The sequence below is a fragment of the Exiguobacterium sp. s140 genome (assembly GCF_018617035.1).
GTDB lineage: Bacteria > Bacillota > Bacilli > Exiguobacteriales > Exiguobacteriaceae > Exiguobacterium > Exiguobacterium profundum.
The window spans coordinates 178835-196839 of the sequence record NZ_JACSJK010000001.1 but is presented as its reverse complement, the minus strand read 5'-3'; the positions used below and the strand labels follow the sequence as shown (position 1 = coordinate 196839).

19 protein-coding genes, 1 pseudogene and 1 riboswitch are annotated in these 18005 nt (G+C 47.8%); of the genes and pseudogenes, 8 read left to right on the top strand and 12 right to left on the bottom strand.

The features are described 5' to 3' along the window. Positions 1–3: 3 nt before the first annotated feature. From ptsG to KNO61_RS01070, 4 genes and pseudogenes are all read right to left on the bottom strand, one after another. Positions 4–1503 (bottom strand): annotated as a pseudogene (ptsG, locus tag KNO61_RS01085) (glucose-specific PTS transporter subunit IIBC); the annotation flags it as partial. Positions 1504–1724: 221 nt separating this feature from the next. Then, positions 1725–2570, bottom strand: a complete 846-nt coding sequence (glcT, locus tag KNO61_RS01080; RefSeq protein WP_078147246.1) for a glucose PTS transporter transcription antiterminator GlcT — start codon at positions 2568–2570, stop codon at positions 1725–1727. Positions 2571–2674: 104 nt separating this feature from the next. Further along, positions 2675–2992 (bottom strand): YuiB family protein, encoded by a 318-nt coding sequence (locus KNO61_RS01075; protein ID WP_047795135.1) that lies wholly within the window; start codon positions 2990–2992, stop codon positions 2675–2677. Between the two features lie 126 nt (positions 2993–3118). After that, positions 3119–4330 carry an NAD(P)/FAD-dependent oxidoreductase gene (locus tag KNO61_RS01070; RefSeq protein WP_012726820.1) on the bottom strand — a complete coding sequence of 404 codons (1212 nt, stop codon included), beginning with the start codon at positions 4328–4330 and terminating at the stop codon, positions 3119–3121. 262 nt (positions 4331–4592) lie between these two features. On the opposite strand from KNO61_RS01070, the gene KNO61_RS01065 reads away from it, so the two are divergent. Continuing rightward, the gene (locus tag KNO61_RS01065) at positions 4593–5570 is read left to right on the top strand and encodes an NAD(P)/FAD-dependent oxidoreductase (RefSeq protein ID WP_012726821.1); all 978 of its coding nucleotides are present in this window, start codon (positions 4593–4595) and stop codon (positions 5568–5570) included. A gap of 41 nt (positions 5571–5611) precedes the next feature. On the opposite strand, the gene KNO61_RS01060 is transcribed toward KNO61_RS01065, so the two are convergent. After that, positions 5612–6466 (bottom strand): NAD-dependent epimerase/dehydratase family protein, encoded by an 855-nt coding sequence (locus KNO61_RS01060; protein ID WP_012726822.1) that lies wholly within the window; start codon positions 6464–6466, stop codon positions 5612–5614. 127 nt (positions 6467–6593) lie between these two features. Between KNO61_RS01060 and KNO61_RS01055 the strand changes: the two genes are divergently transcribed. Beyond that, positions 6594–6833, top strand: coding sequence for a hypothetical protein (locus KNO61_RS01055; RefSeq protein WP_047795133.1), 240 nt, complete (start codon positions 6594–6596; stop codon positions 6831–6833). 30 nt (positions 6834–6863) lie between these two features. Here the strand turns inward: KNO61_RS01055 and KNO61_RS01050 are convergent, their stop codons facing one another. Then, entirely contained in the window at positions 6864–7220 is a 357-nt protein-coding gene (locus KNO61_RS01050) for a HesB/IscA family protein (RefSeq protein ID WP_074036395.1), read from the bottom strand. Positions 7221–7317: 97 nt separating this feature from the next. Next, positions 7318–7460: riboswitch (FMN riboswitch) on the top strand. Between the two features lie 163 nt (positions 7461–7623). Between KNO61_RS01050 and KNO61_RS01045 the strand changes: the two genes are divergently transcribed. Together KNO61_RS01045 and KNO61_RS01040 are read left to right on the top strand one after the other, a co-directional pair. Beyond that, positions 7624–8211, top strand: coding sequence for an ECF transporter S component (locus KNO61_RS01045; RefSeq protein WP_012726825.1), 588 nt, complete (start codon positions 7624–7626; stop codon positions 8209–8211). A 69-nt stretch (positions 8212–8280) separates the two neighbouring features. Next, the gene (locus KNO61_RS01040; RefSeq protein ID WP_214757523.1) at positions 8281–8853 is read left to right on the top strand and encodes a nucleotidyltransferase family protein; all 573 of its coding nucleotides are present in this window, start codon (positions 8281–8283) and stop codon (positions 8851–8853) included. Between the two features lie 40 nt (positions 8854–8893). Here the strand turns inward: KNO61_RS01040 and KNO61_RS01035 are convergent, their stop codons facing one another. Both KNO61_RS01035 and KNO61_RS01030 read right to left on the bottom strand, forming a co-directional pair. Beyond that, on the bottom strand, positions 8894–10105 hold the full coding sequence (locus KNO61_RS01035) for a NupC/NupG family nucleoside CNT transporter (RefSeq protein WP_078147251.1): 1212 nt from the start codon (positions 10103–10105) through the stop codon (positions 8894–8896). Between the two features lie 202 nt (positions 10106–10307). Beyond that, a complete protein-coding gene (locus tag KNO61_RS01030; RefSeq protein WP_012726828.1) occupies positions 10308–10544 on the bottom strand; it encodes a YuzB family protein in 237 nt (78 codons plus the stop codon). A gap of 98 nt (positions 10545–10642) precedes the next feature. Between KNO61_RS01030 and KNO61_RS01025 the strand changes: the two genes are divergently transcribed. Continuing rightward, positions 10643–11698: an NAD(P)/FAD-dependent oxidoreductase gene (locus tag KNO61_RS01025; RefSeq protein WP_012726829.1), complete on the top strand. Its 1056-nt coding sequence runs from the start codon at positions 10643–10645 to the stop codon at positions 11696–11698. Positions 11699–11941: 243 nt separating this feature from the next. Beyond that, positions 11942–13372 carry a S8 family serine peptidase gene (locus KNO61_RS01020; RefSeq protein ID WP_078147254.1) on the top strand — a complete coding sequence of 477 codons (1431 nt, stop codon included), beginning with the start codon at positions 11942–11944 and terminating at the stop codon, positions 13370–13372. Between the two features lie 91 nt (positions 13373–13463). Here KNO61_RS01020 and KNO61_RS01015 read toward each other — a convergent pair whose 3' ends face one another. Together KNO61_RS01015 and KNO61_RS01010 are read right to left on the bottom strand one after the other, a co-directional pair. After that, on the bottom strand, positions 13464–14750 hold the full coding sequence (locus KNO61_RS01015; RefSeq protein WP_214811265.1) for a globin-coupled sensor protein: 1287 nt from the start codon (positions 14748–14750) through the stop codon (positions 13464–13466). Between the two features lie 169 nt (positions 14751–14919). Then, positions 14920–15225, bottom strand: a complete 306-nt coding sequence (locus tag KNO61_RS01010) for a YuzD family protein (protein WP_078147257.1) — start codon at positions 15223–15225, stop codon at positions 14920–14922. A 129-nt stretch (positions 15226–15354) separates the two neighbouring features. Between KNO61_RS01010 and KNO61_RS01005 the strand changes: the two genes are divergently transcribed. Then, positions 15355–15582: a NifU family protein gene (locus KNO61_RS01005; protein WP_012726833.1), complete on the top strand. Its 228-nt coding sequence runs from the start codon at positions 15355–15357 to the stop codon at positions 15580–15582. A 19-nt stretch (positions 15583–15601) separates the two neighbouring features. On the opposite strand, the gene KNO61_RS01000 is transcribed toward KNO61_RS01005, so the two are convergent. Together KNO61_RS01000 and KNO61_RS00995 are read right to left on the bottom strand one after the other, a co-directional pair. Then, positions 15602–16381 carry a TIGR01457 family HAD-type hydrolase gene (locus KNO61_RS01000; protein WP_214872511.1) on the bottom strand — a complete coding sequence of 260 codons (780 nt, stop codon included), beginning with the start codon at positions 16379–16381 and terminating at the stop codon, positions 15602–15604. A gap of 4 nt (positions 16382–16385) precedes the next feature. Beyond that, complete coding sequence (locus tag KNO61_RS00995; RefSeq protein ID WP_078147259.1) at positions 16386–16829, bottom strand: DUF86 domain-containing protein; 444 nt, start codon at positions 16827–16829, stop codon at positions 16386–16388. Between the two features lie 158 nt (positions 16830–16987). Between KNO61_RS00995 and glpX the strand changes: the two genes are divergently transcribed. Beyond that, on the top strand, positions 16988–17968 hold the full coding sequence (gene glpX, locus KNO61_RS00990; RefSeq protein WP_078147260.1) for a class II fructose-bisphosphatase: 981 nt from the start codon (positions 16988–16990) through the stop codon (positions 17966–17968). Positions 17969–18005: the final 37 nt, after the last annotated feature.

Here is an 18005-nt window from a genome sequence, read left to right as displayed (position 1 = left end):
TGAAGCGATGACCGCTTGGATTTCTGATTTCAATGCGTCCGAACGTGGTCCGAAGATTGCTTGAATGTTGTTACCAACTTCAAGGACACCAGAAGCGCCAAGTCGTTTTAACTCATCTTTGTTTACGTTTGCTTTGTCTTTAACTTCGACACGAAGACGTGTGATACATGCATCGAGGTGTTTGATGTTTTGTGAGCCACCAAGACCGACGAGGATATCTTGTGCAAGTTCCGAACCAGTAGCTGTTGATTGTTCAACAACCTCATCTTCACGACCTGGAGTTTTAAGGTTGAACTTACGGATAACGAAGCGGAATCCGAAGTAGTAAATAACCGCGAACACGAGACCGACTGGAATAACGAGCCACCAAGCCGTACGACCTGGAAGAACACCGAAGAGCAAGAAGTCGATCAAACCACCCGAGAACGTCATCCCGATTTTCACGTTCAAGATGTGCATTGTCATGAATGAAAGACCTGCGAATACCGCGTGTACTGCGAAGAGAAGTGGTGCTACGAACAAGAATGAGAACTCGATTGGTTCTGTGATACCAGTCAAGAACGATGTAAGGGCAGCAGAAGCCAAGAGACCACCGACAACCGCTTTACGCTCAGGACGTGCTTCGTGATACATTGCGAGTGCTGCTGCAGGAAGACCGAACATCATGAACGGGAATTTACCAGTCATGAACGTACCTGCTGTCAATTCAGCACCATCACGAATTTGTGCGAAGAAGATCGCTTGGTCACCACGTACAACATTACCCGCTGCATCTGTGTATGAACCGAATTCAAACCAGAACGGTGAGTAGAAGATGTGGTGAAGACCGAATGGAATCAATGAACGTTCGATTAAACCGAAGATGAACGCTGCGAATGTACGGTTTTCATTCAACATGAAGTTTGAGAATGAGTTCAATCCGTGCTGAACTGGTGGCCATACTAATAGTAAAACGAAACCAGCAACGACGGCTGCAACTGCTGTTACGATTGGAACGAAACGTTTACCAGCGAAGAAACCAAGGAACTGTGGCAATTCGATATTGAAGTACTTGTTATAGGCCCATGCGGCGATGAGACCCATGATGATCCCTCCGAATACCCCTGTTTGGAGCGTTGGGATACCGAGTACGTTCGCGTAAGCCGGGTCACCTTGTGCCAATACTTCAGGTGTGAGTTCGAGCCAAACACCCATGACTTTGTTCATGATCAAGAACCCAACGATTGCCGCAAGTCCGGCTACGCCGTCACCTGCTAAACCGATGGCGACACCGACTGCGAACAAGAGCGCCAAGTTCGAGAAGATGATTCCACCTGCTTGCTCCATCAATTGAGCGAATTTCACGACGCCTTCGTTCGTTAACCAACCAGCGCGTGATGTAAGTTGTGGGTTTTGCATTGCGTTACCGAACGCAAGAAGAAGACCGGCTGCCGGCAAGATCGCAACAGGAAGCATAAGTGCTTTACCGACTTTTTGAAGAACACCAAAGATCTGCTTAAACATCAACATTTCCTCCTTTTTTTAAGTACGTATAAACAATATGATAGCGGCGTAGATGTCAGACAACCGACGTATCTAAACGTTTTCATAAATCACGTTTATAAAAACAGAAAAGGCATGAATAAGGATAGAACGTAGACCTCTCCCAATGGAGACATCACATAACGTTCCACTCCTTACTCATGCCTGATCGAATCAGTAACACGTAAGACACGTGGTATCATTTATCTACTTGTTAGGCGCTGGAGATGCATCGTCAAATATGTCGCTTCACCTCGTGGGACAGGACGCTTTAATTCGCGTTCCATGATGCCCATCAGCTCCCAAGCAGTACTATAGCATAGCGGATATTCGTCGCGCAACACCTTTTCAATTTTTTGTGGTGCCTCGACCGTCTCACCTGTCGCGACCCGCTCAACGGCGTACCTTAAGTGCCGAAGTAAGCGCTTATAATCGAGTGATGTCCGGTCCATTTTCACGTTCAAATGACTCTCAATCGTCTGAACAATTTGCCCGATGATTTGATTATGACGGTTGACCTCGAGGACGTTTTTGAACGTCGTCGCCGAGTGAATATGAAGGGCGATAAACCCTGTTTCCGCATCCGGGAGCAAAACGTTCAATCGTTCATGAAACATATCGACGATCCGTTCCGCGAGCGCAAACTCGTTTGGATAGAGCGATTCCGTTTCAAGTAAAAACGGATTCGTCACTTCCATCCCTTGTTCGATTCGCTTCATCGTGAAGAACAAGTGATCCGTCAAACCGATATGGATGTGCTCATCGACTTTCTTGCCCGTACTCGTCTCAATGAAGCAGACAATCTCTTGCATGAACGCAATGAAGTCCTCGTCGACATGTTTGACGAGTTCTTGATATTGAGATTGCTCTTCTTTATCTGTCAGTTGATACACTTTCTCCGGGACGCTGGCCGGGTCGACGAGGTCGCCTGGTTTTTTGCCAAAGCCAATCCCCTTCCCGAGTAGAATGACTTCCGGATCCGTATCATGTTGACAAATGACAACGCTATTATTCAACACTTTTTTGATCGTATACATCGGTAATGTCATTCGCATCGCATCCCTTACTAAAAATCGTTTCGCTATCTAGTATATCGGTTCATGCCCTAAAAAAGTAGGGACAAAACAAAAAAGGCGAACATTCCTGTCGCCAATTAAAACATTGAATAACCGCTCTTTCGTAAGAAACGAATCGTCACACCAGCTAGAATTGCACCGAGCAATCCAAAGCCGAGCATGAATAAATCGAGAAGTTGCAACCCGACGAGTCCTTCATAGACACTCGTAAGCGCGGTCGATGTCTCGGTCACGTAACTCGAAAGTTTGACATTATCAATCATCATGATGACAAAAATTGGATAAATGAACACGAGTGTCCATGTCTTTTTAAGTAACATATTCAAGATGAAGCCGATACTGAAAAAAATCGTCATATATAAAACGGCTCCAATGACTGCTTGGATAATATGCATGTGTTGCCCCCCTTGTCCGCTCTTCATTATACAAAATTTCGACCAACGAGGTCAAAGAACTTCCTATGACAATTTCGAAAGAAAAACAGCCCGTTCTGAGACAGAACGAGCCATGCAATCATGAAATTAGAACTTCCCTTTTTTAAGGACGAGTCCGTATTTTTTCAATTCGATGAAGTGTTTGTTGTCAATGACTTTCTTCATGAATGAAGCGTTGCGACCGAAGATCTTTTTGCCCATCACGATTCCGATTCCATCGTTATGACCGAGTGAAGCAACTGTTCCTTTGCTCTCGTAAGTGAACTTCGAAGTCGATTTGCCATTGATAAGTGCCGCGATGTTTTTCGCAACGTTGTGCGCTTGTTGTGTCGCGATTTGTGCCGTCGGTGGGTATGGACGGTTCGATGCAGGGTCCATGACCGCTGAGCAGTCACCGATGATGAAGACGTTGTCGTGACCTGGTGCACGGTTGTCCGCTTCCACCATGACACGGTTACGGACCGCTTCAAATCCTGATTTTTCGATGATCGGGCTACCACTTACGCCACCTGTCCAGATGATCGTGTTGGCACGAATCGTTTCTGTCGTGTCACCTTGAAGTGGACCGAATGTCACCACACCTGGCTCGACACCTTTGATTCCGTTACCGAGTTTCATCTCGACACCGTTACGCTCCAACCATTTCTGTGCGTATGTCGTGAGTTCTGGGTCGAAACCAGGAAGAACTGTTGGTGCCGCTTCAATGTTGACGATGCGAACCGCTTCGCGTGGAACGTCATACTGTTTGCAAAGTTCAGGGATTCGGTTGACGATTTCACCGAGGAATTCGATTCCTGTAAATCCGGCACCACCGACAACGATCGTCACGAACGAGTTGTCTGAAGAACCGTTTGTTTTATATTGAGCGAATGAATATTCGATGTGCTCTTTGATTTTACGAACACTGTTCAACGAGCTGATTGTCATCGCATGTTCTTTCAAGCCTGGGATACCGAACGTTTCAGGTACACCGCCGAGACCGATGACGACATAGTCGTATTCGACGACAGAACCATCTTCAAGCGTGACTTGTTTGGCAGCAGTATCGACGCGATCGACGATCCCTTTGACAAGTTTCACACGTGACGGGTTCACAATATCGTTAATGTAGATGCGCGCTTGGTCTGGGTTCATCGTCCCAGCAGCTGGTTCGTGAAGCCATGTCGTTTGGTAGTGATAATCATGCTTGTTGATGAGCGTGATGTTCGCATCACCTGCAGCGAGTGTCTTTTGAAGGTTGACGGCTGTGATGAGTCCACCGAAGCCCGCACCAAGAATAACAATGTTAGGTCGTTTCATGTTCATTTCCACCTTGTTTAAAGTTTTGTTTTTTGAACAACTATGTTGTGTGTTTCTTCACATAGACGTTCACAATAAAGCCTATCCTTGTTCAACATCTGTTCACAATTGCTTCTGTTTCATTGTACGCTCTTTAAATTGAATTCTCAATGGAAAAGCTTATCTTCTTGAATTTTTTTTGAAAGTGTTGCATGTTTGTACTGAATGGATTTAATTCAATAAACTCTCTATAATAGATGTATACGCTTTGAGGAGGAATTCGATGAAGACGACGAAAGATGTAATCATCATCGGTGGCGGCCCGGTCGGACTGTTCACCGCATTTTATGCAGGCATGCGCCAACTCGATACGACGTTGATTGAAAGCTTACCGCAACTTGGTGGTCAGTTGTCAACGCTCTATCCTGAAAAATATATTTATGATATTGCCGGTTTCCCGAAAGTAAAAGCACAGGACTTGATCGATCAACTAAAAGCTCAGGCTGACCAGTTCGAACAAGATTACCGTCTCGGTGAAACGGTGGAAACGGTCGAACGTCTCGAGGACGGCACGTTCGTATTGACAACAAATAAAGAAGAATATCATACGAAAGCCATCATCATCACAGCCGGAAACGGTGCCTTCTCGGCTCGTCCACTCGGGCTTGATGGCTGCGAAGATTATGCCAACCTTCATTACTTTGTCGACAACATGGAGAAATTCCGTGATCGCCGTGTCATGATTGCCGGCGGTGGCGATTCAGCCGTCGACTGGGCACTCATGCTTGAAGGAATCGCAAAAGAAGTCCACATCGTTCACCGTCGTGACCGCTTCCGTGCTCATGAACATACGGTAGAACAGATGAAGGCATCGACGATTAACGTCCTCACGCCTTATAACATCGAGTCACTGTCTGGTGAGACACACATCGAATCTGTCGAATTGACAGATAAGGATGGCGAATCAAAAATCGTTGAAATCGATGATTTGATTTGTAACTACGGATTCGTTTCATCGCTCGGTCCAATCAAGAACTGGGGAATGGAATTCGAGAAAAACACAATCCGTGTCGATTCACGTATGGAAACGACCGTTGCCGGCATCTTTGCTTGCGGTGATATCGCGACATACGAAGGGAAAGTAAAATTGATTGCGACCGGTTTCGGTGAAGCCCCAATCGCCATCAACCAAGTGAAACAGCTCGTGGATCCGACAGCTCGTCATCCGCAACACTCGACATCTGTATTTGCTGGGAAATAACCAAAAAACGCTTCTGTGGACCACATCCACAGAAGCGTTTTTTATCTTTTCATCGTTTGAACGATGACCCGGTCAATCCAGTCATCGAGTTGCGTAAACACAAATCCCGCCTTCTTCGCCTCAGCAATCGACATATAATAGTCGACATCCGAATCATACGGCGACGAGTCTCCATCTTTTATAATATGGACGGGTTTTCCGACGTGTTGACCGATTCGCTCCATCAAGGCCCCCATCGAGATGAGTCCATCACTCGCCGCATTGAACGGTCCTGTCACATTGGCACGTCCGACCCATTCTAAGAAGGCGGCCGCTTCCGCACTCGAGATGAAGCCCATCTTTGCTTCCGGGTGATGCAAGACAACCGGTTCCTCGTTCCGGATTGCATCTACATAAAACTTCAATCGGTCTGTATAGTCATCCGGACCTAACACGATCGGTAATCGTACGGTCGCCACCGGGAAAGAGGCGCGATGGAAGAAGAATGATTCCGCCTCGCGTTTCCCTTGTCCGTAGTCATGTTCGGATTCAAGATGATATTCGTAATGGAGCGGATTGAAGTCGCTCTCTTTTAAATCAGGACCAGGTGCGTAGACCGACATCGTCGACGTGAGCACATATTTTCCGACTTTGTCCATGAACGCATCCGAGGCGATTTTTGCCTGATACGGAGTAAAACAAATGTTGTCATAGACGAGGTCGTACCGTTCGCGGGCCAAGTCTTTCATCGTCGCGACCGATTGCCGGTCTCCTTTGACAGACCGAATCCCTTCAGCTTCCGGTACCTGTAGTTGCCCCCTCGTCACAATCGTCACATCGTCCCCTGCTTCAGCAAGTCGCAATGCGAGCCGTTTTCCGAAATAGCGTGACCCTCCGAATATCAATACTTTTCTCATGACCCTGAATCCTCCCATTTGTAATGACGTCCCTACTCATTTTCCCTTCAAAGAAACAGACTAATCTACCACTTTTACGCGTATTCTTGCTATTCTAATAAGTAAAGACTTGTTAGGGGGCTCGAATATGCACCAAATCATGTTAGAAAAAGGTTGGACGTATGAACTACCACCACAGTATGCGATCTATCAGAGCTTATCTGATTTCAGTCGTTACTCTGTCCTCGACCAAGAGGAAGAGAGTGTCTGCTCATTCCGCATCACGAATGACACATGTACAATCACAGGCTTTCGGCCTTGGCAACATCACATCGAACTCGACGTAACTGCAAAAGTCATTCGGTTGATTTTGACAGAAGAAGAATAAGAACCGATCGCAATCGCGATCGGTTCTTTTTTAGCACTCCCCAGGCGTACCTGCATTCGTCGCTGTCCGGAAACTCGAACCGCAACCGCATGTTGCAATCGCATTTGGGTTTTTAATTGTGAAACCGCCACCGAGCATCGACTGCTTATAATCAATCTCGAGGCCATCAACGACCCCATGATCCACTTCCGCAACGATGACGCGGACACCATGATGGTCGAATTGAATGTCTTTGTCCGTCTTCTCCTCGTCGAAGCCCATCCCGTATGAAAGTCCTGTACATCCGCCACCTTGTACCTTCACTCGCAAGTATTGCGCATCCGGGCGTTCCGTCTGTTTCATCATCTCTAGCACTTGAAGTGCGGCTGACTCTGTTAAATGAATCATCTGAACTCCTCCTCATATATCTTCAATTCAAGTCAATTGACTTGTCATCTTGTGGATTATCTTGTATAACTAAACTGTAACAAAAAAAATTAAATCGTTCCATCTTCGGGGCAGGGTGAAATTCCCGACCGGCGGTATTGAAGAATATATTCTTCTCAGCCCGTGAGCGAGCAAGGCGTTGCTTGCTGATTTCGTGAGATTCGAAAGCCGACAGTATAGTCTGGATGGGAGAAGATGGCGGCATCCGACCGATATCCGGATGTTTTCTTTGACGTGGACTTTTCCACCTCGGAAAACATCTATTTCGTATGCGCGTAAACTCTCCCGATTGTCTTCATTGCAATCGGGTTTTTATATGCGACGGATGCCATTCATCGAGGAGCGACCTAAAGGAGAGATTCTGATGAAAACTACGCGCAACAAACGACTGACAACAATGGTGACTTTGGCGATGCTCGGGACGATCTCGTTCGTACTCATGCTATTTAACTTCCCGCTCCCATTTTTACCGCCATTCCTTAAAGTGGACTTTAGTGACATTCCTGCACTCATTGCCGGAATCGTCTTTTCCCCACTCGCAGGAGTCGTGGTCGTCGGTTTGAAAAACGTCTTGTACTACGTCTTTAACGGTGGCGGTGTTCCAGTCGGGGAAGTCGCAAACTTCTTCGCAGGTGTCGCATTCATGTACCCAGTTGCCTGGTTCTACCATAAGCGCAAGTCAAACAAAGCACTCGCTTCTGGATTACTTGCCGGTACAATCACAATGGCTCTCAGCCTCGCCATCTTAAACTATCTCGTCATCTTACCAGCCTACGCCTTCTTCTTCGGCATGGCAGACATGGCCGACCCGGCGGTGAAAACGGATCTTGTCCTTTACGGGATCTTACCGTTCAACTTGATTAAAGCGATCTTGATCAGCGCGCTCTTCGTCCCACTCTTCTTGAAATTGAAGCCGTGGATCGAACGTCAACGCGTACAACTTCAAGCATAATCAATATACGAGCATCTAGGCGTTGCCTAGGTGCTTTTTTCAACCATATTGTAAGGAGGGTCATTCATTATGACAGACGAACAGGATTTGGTTCATTTTCTAAAACAAGACGCCGAGCTCATAAAGCTTCTCCACGCCGTCGCCAACCTCGATTTACCGGATTGTTGGATTTGTGCGGGATATATTCGTTCAAAAGTCTGGGACCACCTTCACGGATACGAAACATCGACTAAAACAGATGATGTAGATGTGATTTATTTCGACCCAAACCAACCAGAGGAAGCAGTCGAAAAACAACTCGAAGAGCGATTATTCCGCCTCATCCCCGATGTACCTTGGTCTGTCAAAAATCAAGCGAGAATGCATCACGTCAACAACCTTCCACCCTATGCCTCATCGGTCGATGCGTTGGCACATTTTCCTGAGACCGTCACCGCGATCGGGGTACGTCTTCAATCGGATGGTTCCCTCATCCTCGCTGCCCCACACGGCATTCACGACTTGATCAACATGCACGTTATACCGACACCACTCTTTGATTCGAACTCTTCAAAGCATCCCATCTATCTGGAGCGGTTGCAGCAAAAGAACTGGTCCGCCAAGTGGCCAAACATCACCATACATACATCCTTCTCATACTAAAAAACGCGACCACCGAAGTGATCGCGTTTTCTTATACCGATTAAAGAAGAAGTCCAGCCAATGTAGCTGACATCAAGTTTGCAAGCGTACCTGCAAGAATCGCGAGAACACCCATGCGTGCGATGTCACCACGACGGTTTGGCGCCATACCACCAAGACCACCGAGAAGGATCGCGAGTGACGAGATGTTTGCGAAACCACAAAGTGCGAATGCGATCATCGCTTCTGAACGAGCTGACAAATCACCAGAACCGATGATTGGAGCAAACTCAGAGAAAGCAACGAATTCGTTCAAGACTAGTTTTTGACCGAGGAAGCTACCGAATTGTACAGCATCCGCCCATGGTACACCAATCACGAATGCAAGTGGCGCGAAGACGTAACCGAGAATCAATTCGAGTGACAAGCTATCAAATCCGAAGAGTCCACCAACTGAACCGAGGATCAAGTTGACGAGCGCAATCAATGAAACGAATGCAAGAAGCATCGCACCGACGTTCAAGGCAAGGAAGAGACCGTCAGAAGCACCACGTGCCGCTGCATCGACGAAGTTCGCCGCTCTGTCTTCCTCATCTTCTACAATCTCGATGTCGTCATCGTACTCTTCTGTTTCTGGTACGATGATTTTCGCGAATAAAAGACCTGCTGGCGCTGCCATGAAGCTCGCTGCGAGCAAGTATTCGAGTGGTACACCGAGTGCTGCATAACCTGCAAGTACAGATCCGGCAACCGATGCGAGTCCACCGACCATGACTGCGAAGAGCTCAGACTGTGTCATTGTAGGAAGGTACGGCTTGATGACAAGCGGTGCTTCCGTTTGACCGACGAAAATGTTCGCTGTTGCTGAAAGTGACTCTTTACGTGACGTACCAAGTGCTTTCGCAAGGGCAGTACCGAGGATACGGATGACCCACTGCATGACGCCGAGGTAGTAAAGCAATGCGATTAATGATGACATGAAGATGATAATCGGAAGGACTTGGAATGCGAAAACGAAGTTGTCGCCACCGACTGCTGTTCCGAATACGAATGCAATCCCGTCACCCGCTGTGTTCAAGACAGCTTGAACCCCATTTGAGATCCATTCAAGCGCCTTACGTCCCCATGCCGTATATAAGACGAGGAATGCAAATGCGAATTGAACAGCGAACGCTGCCAAGACCGTGCGCCATTTGATGGCTTTACGGTTGGTAGAGAAGATGTAAGCGATTGCAATTAGTGCCAAAATACCAACCACACTCATGATTTTCATTGATGTTGTGCTCCTTTCATATTAAACAAACCAATTATATGTGTCATACCCGAAAAGAGATGTGCCCTACCGTTTGAAACGCTTTCTTTTTATCGTTGTTAAACGTCAGACAACCTACATTCGAACCTCTTAGAATATAACATCCCTCTTTTTAAAATGCAACGGGGGAAATAAAAAAGTTTGAGGTCATCCCTCAAACTTTTTACCATGCCATCTCTTCGATTTTTTCATACACCTTCGTCACGAGCTCTTCTGGCGTCTCACCCGTCACGACTTCCCCGTCAACGAGGCAAAAGAGATCGAGGGAACAGACACCACAATAGCCTGTACAGCCGTATTCGACCACATCAAGGTCCGGATCGGATTCTAATTTAGCCCGGGCAATTTGTGAGCCCATCGCCAAATTCGAGGCACAAAATTCGATGATTGGATTCATCATATATGTCACCGTCTTTCTTTACGTGAATTATCGGAAAATGGTTCTTCTACGGCAGATTATAACATGATACAGTTGAAGAGTAACAAAGGGGGATTATTATGCGCAAATTAGTCGTCTTAGGAGGCGGTTACGGGGGAATGCGTGTGATTGAAAGAGTGCTTGGACATCAGTTACAAGACATCTCGGTCACGCTCGTCGATCGCTTGCCTTATCATGGATTGAAAACAGAGTATTACGCACTGGCCGCAGGAACGGTCTCGGACCGCGATATTCGAATCGACTTTCCGGATGAAATCGATTACATATACGGACAGGTCACGGACATCGACACCGAAGACAAAATGGTCCTGCTCGCGAGTGGAGAAAAAGTGCCCTACGACGACCTTGTCATCGGATTAGGGTGCGAAGACAAATATCACAATGTCCAAGGGGCCGCCGAGTTCACGTACAGTATTCAAACACTTGAAGAGTCACGTAAGACACAACAAGCAATCAATGGTCTACGACCAGGGTCGGTCGTTTCTGTCGTCGGTGCCGGGCTGTCCGGTGTCGAACTCGCCAGCGAACTTCGTGAGAGCCGACCTGATTTGACGGTCCGTTTATTCGACCGCGGACCATCCGTCCTGTCTTTCTTATCTAATCGTGTTTCGATGTACGTACAATCTTGGTTCGAGGAGCACGGCGTCGAAGTCATTAACAATGCCAACATCACACGTGTCGATGCTGACGGACTATGGAACCACGAAGACTTGTTCCCATCTGATTTGACCGTATGGACGGCCGGGATTCAACCGGTCGCTGTTGTACGGAATCAAGGTTGGGAGCTCGATGGAGGCGGACGTGTCAAATTGACGGAACATCACTTCGTTCCTGGACTGCCGGACGTGTTTGTCGTTGGTGACAATGCGAGCTTACCGTACGCACCGTCCGGACAACTCGCCGAAGCCCAAGCCGAACAGATCGTCCAAGTCTTGCTTTGCAAATGGAAAGGCGTCAATTATCCAGAATTACCCGACATCAAACTGAAAGGGACACTCGGTTCCCTCGGGAAGAAGGCAGGCTTTGGGGTGTTTATGGGGAAACAATCACTCACTGGGAAAGTAGCCCGACTATTAAAATCCGGTATCCTTTGGAAACATAAAGTCATTAAATGAGTATATTGCGAACGAGCCTCCATGGCTGGTTCGCTTTTTTTGATTTGTTCATCTGTAATTTCCATTCATTTCTCTTACAATTGAGCCAAAAGTCTTGTATCTGAATCCCCTGTATCCTTATCTAAATATTCAGATATTTAATGCCATTGGCGTATTCTACACGTTGGCAAAACTTGTTACTCTATGGTCACGGCAGTTGGACATCCCGTCATCTTGCCTACATACCTTAAAGGAGGAAACAAGTTGAAAAAAATCTGTAGCTCCGTCCTCGCCTCATTGCTCGTCTTGTCAACCGTACCTGGGGGCGCGGATGCCGCCCCAAATAAAGAGAAAGAACGCGTCATCGTCGTCTTCAAGGAGTCGGCAAAGAAAATCCCCCTTTCCATCGATGGCATGGAAGTTCGCCAACAGTACGCGAACATTCCAGCCGCTGCACTCGAAGTACCAAAAGCCGCATTGAACGGCTTGAAAAACAATCCACACGTCGCACATGTGGAAGTGGATCAAACGGTACAGATTGAGAATCAAACACAAGACTGGGGAATCCCCAAACTAAAAGCTCCTTCATCTTGGCAAAGCGGATTCACTGGGAAAGGTGTCAAAGTATCCGTCGTTGACACAGGAATCTCGGCCCATCCTGATTTAACAATCGCTGGCGGTGCCTCATTCAGCACGGTCACGAGTTCGTATACCGATGACAACGGTCACGGTACTCATGTTGCTGGGATCATCGGTGCACGGAACAACAGCATCGGAACGGTCGGGATTGCACACGAAGCAAGCATTTACGCCGTCAAAGCGCTTGAGGCGAACGGAAGTGGTAGCTTATCGAGCATCATCGCCGGGATTGACTGGTCGATCACAAATGATATGGATATCATCAACTTGAGCCTCGGGACGACGAGTCCATCGACGACGCTCCAACAAGTCGTCGATCGTGCCAACAACGCGGGCATCCTTGTCGTCGCGGCAGCGGGTAACAACGGTCGTACCGATGGGTCGGGTGACCTCGTCAACTATCCGGCTCGTTACAGTTCGGCAATCGCTGTCGCTGCAACCGATATCAACAACAACCGCGCCTCGTTCTCGGCGACAGGAAGCACTGTCGAAGTGGCAGCACCTGGTGTCGGCATCAACTCGACCCTCTCAAATGGGGGTTACGGCCAAATGAGCGGAACATCGATGGCGACACCTTATGTGGCGGGTAACCTCGCGCTCATGAAGCAAGCCTTCCCTACGCTATCGAGCACACAACTCCGTACAAAATTGTCACAAGATTCCATCGACCTCGGTGTAGCGGGTCGTGACACATGGTTCGGGAACGGACTTGTCCAAGCCCCTACTGCTGGTGGTACGACGCAACCTGTCCAAGCACTCACGACGACAGTCTCGACATCGAAGTCATCGTACTACGCGGGTGAAGTCGTCTCGATTTTTTCGTCCGTACGTAATTCGAATGGTCAAGCGGTCGCAAACGCCGATGTTCGTGTGACGGTCACACAACCGAACGGAACTACGCTTGTCGGTACAGGCAAGACGAATTCATCAGGAGCCATCACATTCACACTCTCGACGAATTCTTGGTCACAACGCGGTACGTATCAAGTGAAGTCTGATGCGACGCTTAGCGGCTACACGGCTGGTTCAGCGACGTCATCGTTCCAGCTTCTCTAAACGAAAAAGTCGAGCGCATCGCTCGACCTTGTCGATCGACGAATCAAGTCGTGTCATGCGACCTGGTTCGTTTTTTTTATAGTTTGCCTACTTATAATCGTTGCGCGGTATCCATCAGCTGTGTCGAAGACGTCGCAATCTGGGTCGTGGCACGCTTGAGTTCGGCAATGGATTCCACGATCTCATCGATATCACCGGCGAGGCTCCCCATCTGTCCGTCAGCATGCTCCGAGTCACCAGAGATCTGGAGGAAGGCATCCGTCACTTGATTGATCCGTCCCATTGTCTGCTTCATCTCTTGCTCGGTCGATAAGACACGGCTCGATGTCTCTTCCATCTGATTCGTGAGACGCTTCACCAAATCCTCCACCTCTTCCGCCGCTTGTTTCGATTGACTCGCGAGCGTTCGTACTTCTGATGCGACGACTTGGAACCCTTTCCCTTGTTCGCCTGCCCGTGCTGCTTCGATGGCCGCATTCAAACTCAGCAAGTTCGTCTGGTTGGCAATTTGCTTCACCGAATCCGCAATCGTCATGATCTCATTCATCAATATTTCGAGTGCCTTGATTTCTTGGGCCGAGTCGGATAGGTCACGCGCGATTTCGTCAAGTCGTCCCGTCTCTGATAAAATCGTATCTTTTCCGCTCACCGAAGAGTGAAGTACCGTCCGAAGCTTCGTCTGTGTGAGTGAACTCGAATGCTTCATGTCATCTGCCCGCTCATTCATCGACTGAAAACTGGCCATGACTTCTTGGGAGAGGGCGGCCAAATCTTCACTCGCCTGCTGAATCGTCTGACTGATTTCATCTTTCACATGTTGCATCTGGTCGCGGACGACGTCCGCTTCATCGTCAAACATCTCGAGCACGATTTGTTGCTCGAAGTTAAAGATTTTTGAGACGGCCATCATCAACCTCATTTTCGAGTCCGCATCGAGCTGCTCATGTTGAATCGATAAGACGAGCGTCTCGAATATTTTTTGGAAGGCCGCCATATACCATTTCCCTTTCAGACCGATCAGATAATGCCGTTTGGCGATGGCGAGACGTCGATTGATATATGCTTCATTCAACTTCCCTTCAAACATCTCCATTATATGGTTAGAAAGAGTGAGTTTTAGTTTGTCCGATGACGAATGTTGCCGAATCAACTCTCTCATCTCGTCGATCTTTTCGAGCTCTTCATAAAACACATCAACCAACCGAGGTGTCAATTGACGTAATTCCTGTTGATACGCACGTAAATAAGCTAAATCCTCACGTTCGAGACGAATCAACTGACGTTGTCGTTCCAACCCACTTGGTAAATCAATCAGCAAGTGCTCCATTTGGGACGAGGTGTCTAAATGGATCGGCATATTTCGTTTTCGGGCAAACATTGAACAGTCCTCCTTCAGTAATGGATTCATTTTAATTTTCAAAGTATTATAAATGTTATACAAGTTATGTTCAGCTTAGCCCGGTAGACAAAAGTTGTAAAATCTTTTTCTGAATTATAGGTAAACAAAAAAACGAACCTTGCAACCGCATGGTTCGTCCACCTGCTCACTATTCTATATGATTGACGGATCCTTGTTTCGCCTCAATCGCCGCATATACTTTTCGTAACTGAACGACCCCTTCGTCAATCACTTCCCCATCGAGCAAGACGAGCGGATAAAACCATTCATCGTCTTTAAGTGCCTGCGCAAACTCGTCCTCACTCTGTTCGAAATCGATATACTCGAAAGAAAAGGATTGTTCCGGATACTTGCGTCCCAGCGCATTTTGCAACCATTCATACGTCTCAGTCGAACTCGGTGCACCGACGCAGCTGGCACATTGAACTTCTGCCCCATACACTGTAATTTTCATCTTCATTCCCCCTCGAAACCATTATACAAAAATCTTACCCACTCCCGATGACGAAACGCTCAGCGTAAATGATTGAGAAACACTCTCAAACTTGCTAGAATAAAGTAGAACGAGAAAGGGGTAGATACCATGGAAATGTTTGATCAAGTCCAAGAAGTGCTCGATAAATTGCGTCCGTTCTTGCTTCGTGACGGCGGAGACGTCGAACTCGTTGATGTCGAAGAAGGCATCGTCAAGCTCCGTTTGATGGGTGCTTGCGGCAGCTGCCCGTCTTCAACAATCACGCTAAAAGCCGGTATTGAGCGCGCGCTCATCGAAGAAGTACCAGGCATCGTCGAAGTAGAACAAGTATTCTAAACAAAAAGGGAGACATTCGTCATCCCTTTTTTTCATGCCTCCATTCATCTAAACTCTCGACCATATAAGTCGGGAGTTTTTCTTGCTCCTGAACAAAGGCTGGACCGTGTACACCTGAGTTGACGTGAAGTGTACGGATTCCCCCGTTGATTCCGAACAGAATATCCGTATGATAGTTATCCCCTACCATCACGACATCTTCTTTCGTCAATCCAATCATGTCGAGTGCGATGTCAATCATGACCGGTTCCGGCTTCCCAACGAAGAACGGTTCTTTCTCGGTCGTCACCGTCAACACGGATGTGAGCGATCCATTCCCCGGTAAGAACCCACGTTCTGTCGGAATGGCGATATCCCCATTCGTCGAAATGAATCGGGCTCCTGAACGAATGGCGATTGCCCCTCGCGCTAACTTCTCATACGTGATGTGACGGTCTAGACCGATGACCACATAGTCTGCTTTCGGTTCGTCCGTGACGTGGAACCCACGAGATTCTAGGGCGAGGCGGAGTCCGTCTTCGCCAATCATATAAACGCTTGCCCCCGGAGACATCTTCTCAATATAAAAAGCCGTCGCCATGGCACTCGTCAACACGTTTTCTGCCTTCACATTTGCCCCCATTGAAATCAACTTATCTGCAATTTGCTGTTGTGTCATCGAGGCGTTATTCGTGACGAATAAGTATGGCACGCCCATCGCTTCTAACTCGTTGACGAATTCAACTGCCGCTTGGACGGGCTCTGTTCCGGCATACATCGTACCATCCAAATCAAATAAATATCCTTTTATCGGTTCCATCCAATCACTCGCTTTCTGGTAAGAATGCGGACACCGGTCCAAGTTCGACCTCTAAGTAGCGACGAACTTGCGTCGAGAACGCTGTGAAGTCTTGTTTTGACGTCTTCACCCATTCATCAAAGCGTGACGCGTCTGCATCGACGAACTCACGGACATAGTAAGCACGCAATCCGACGAGCGCCTTGGCGGCCTTCCCCGTCTTCTCATCGAGCACGCGTTCATCGAGTAGAATGTCGACAATATCTTCATAGCTACCTGGGTCTCGCATGATGAATCCGTCAATCATCGAGTTCCCTACGTCGATGACCCCTTCCATCAGGAGGACAGCCATTCGTTGTTTTGCAAGTTCTACTGTGAACGCATCCCCGCTCAATTGATCGGTGTGCGCTAACATCGTTTCCATTTGTTCCAGTGTCTGATTAATCTTCTCTCTATTCACAAAATACATGATGATCCCCCCTGCTGTTAATACTAATGCTTTTTCGGTCAGGAGAAAAGAATCTGTCCTATTTACATCATTTATAAAATTGTGATACACTAATCAACGGATTTAAGCCGTAAAAAGTATAACACATTTAATAGAGATAACGTGGAGGGTACAACACTATGGAACGTGAATTAGCATTAGAAATCGTACGAGCAACGGAAGCCGCAGCACTCGCATCATCGAAATGGATCGGACGCGGGCAAAAGAATGAAGCCGATGACGCAGCTACGTCAGCGATGCGCGAAGTTCTCGGAACAGTGAACATGGATGCGACGGTCGTGATCGGCGAAGGTGAACTCGATGAGGCACCGATGCTCTACATTGGGGAAAAACTCGGTACGACGTTCGGTCCGAAAGTCGACATCGCCGTTGATCCGCTCGAAGGTACATCCATTGTCGCAAAAGGACTCGGAGATGCGATGGTCGTCATCGCTGTTGCGGATGAAGGTGCCCTCCTCCACGCACCAGATATGTACATGGATAAGCTCGTCGTTGGGCCGAACTTAAAAGGAAAAGTCTCGCTCGATGAACCACTCGAGTCGATCATCGAAAAAGCAGCAAAATATAACAATAAACGCATTGAAGAAGTGACGGTGATCATGCAAGACCGCGATCGCCACGAACACCTTCGCCAAGCCGTCATGAACGTCGGCGCACGCGTCAAATTGTTTGAGGATGGCGATGTCTCGGCCGGAATCGCAGCTGCCGTCAAAACAAATCCGATTGATATTTTCATCAGTACAGGCGGTGCTCCTGAAGGCGTCATCACGGCTGCAGCTGTCAAAGCGCTTGGCGGAGACATGCAGGCCCGTCTTCACCCGATGAATGAAGAAGAATCTGCACGCGTCATCTCGATGGGTATTGTTGATCCGCTCCAACTCCTCACGCTCGACGACCTCGTCAAGAGTGATGACTGTATCTTCGCCGCAACAGGTGTCACGTCAGGTGAGTTGCTCGATGGCGTCAAATTCTTAACAGATGATATCGTCGAGACGACATCACTCGTCATGCGCTCAAAGACACGTACGATTCGTAAAGTCGTGGCCGAACACCACTTGTCGTTGAAACCATACTTACAAAAAACTGAAGTCAACGCCTAATCAAAAACGCCTTGCTCAATCACTTGAGCGAGGCGTT

Excerpts from the sequence above, each read along its gene's own strand:
- KNO61_RS01015 (WP_214811265.1), bottom strand. The coding sequence starts at position 14,750 with ATGTTTGCCCGAAAACGAAATATGCCGATCCATTTAGACACCTCGTCC.
- KNO61_RS01030 (WP_012726828.1), bottom strand. The coding sequence starts at position 10,544 with ATGATGAATCCAATCATCGAATTTTGTGCCTCGAATTTGGCGATGGGC.
- KNO61_RS01070 (WP_012726820.1), bottom strand. The coding sequence starts at position 4,330 with ATGAAACGACCTAACATTGTTATTCTTGGTGCGGGCTTCGGTGGACTC.
- KNO61_RS00995 (WP_078147259.1), bottom strand. The coding sequence starts at position 16,829 with ATGTATTTTGTGAATAGAGAGAAGATTAATCAGACACTGGAACAAATG.
- KNO61_RS01060 (WP_012726822.1), bottom strand. The coding sequence starts at position 6,466 with ATGAGAAAAGTATTGATATTCGGAGGGTCACGCTATTTCGGAAAACGG.
- KNO61_RS01025 (WP_012726829.1), top strand. The coding sequence starts at position 10,643 with ATGCGCAAATTAGTCGTCTTAGGAGGCGGTTACGGGGGAATGCGTGTG.
- KNO61_RS01045 (WP_012726825.1), top strand. The coding sequence starts at position 7,624 with ATGAAAACTACGCGCAACAAACGACTGACAACAATGGTGACTTTGGCG.
- KNO61_RS01075 (WP_047795135.1), bottom strand. The coding sequence starts at position 2,992 with ATGCATATTATCCAAGCAGTCATTGGAGCCGTTTTATATATGACGATT.
- glpX (WP_078147260.1), top strand. The coding sequence starts at position 16,988 with ATGGAACGTGAATTAGCATTAGAAATCGTACGAGCAACGGAAGCCGCA.
- glcT (WP_078147246.1), bottom strand. The coding sequence starts at position 2,570 with ATGACATTACCGATGTATACGATCAAAAAAGTGTTGAATAATAGCGTT.
- KNO61_RS01000 (WP_214872511.1), bottom strand. The coding sequence starts at position 16,381 with ATGGAACCGATAAAAGGATATTTATTTGATTTGGATGGTACGATGTAT.
- KNO61_RS01005 (WP_012726833.1), top strand. The coding sequence starts at position 15,355 with ATGGAAATGTTTGATCAAGTCCAAGAAGTGCTCGATAAATTGCGTCCG.
- KNO61_RS01010 (WP_078147257.1), bottom strand. The coding sequence starts at position 15,225 with ATGAAAATTACAGTGTATGGGGCAGAAGTTCAATGTGCCAGCTGCGTC.
- KNO61_RS01050 (WP_074036395.1), bottom strand. The coding sequence starts at position 7,220 with ATGATTCATTTAACAGAGTCAGCCGCACTTCAAGTGCTAGAGATGATG.
- KNO61_RS01040 (WP_214757523.1), top strand. The coding sequence starts at position 8,281 with ATGACAGACGAACAGGATTTGGTTCATTTTCTAAAACAAGACGCCGAG.
- KNO61_RS01055 (WP_047795133.1), top strand. The coding sequence starts at position 6,594 with ATGCACCAAATCATGTTAGAAAAAGGTTGGACGTATGAACTACCACCA.
- KNO61_RS01065 (WP_012726821.1), top strand. The coding sequence starts at position 4,593 with ATGAAGACGACGAAAGATGTAATCATCATCGGTGGCGGCCCGGTCGGA.
- KNO61_RS01035 (WP_078147251.1), bottom strand. The coding sequence starts at position 10,105 with ATGAAAATCATGAGTGTGGTTGGTATTTTGGCACTAATTGCAATCGCT.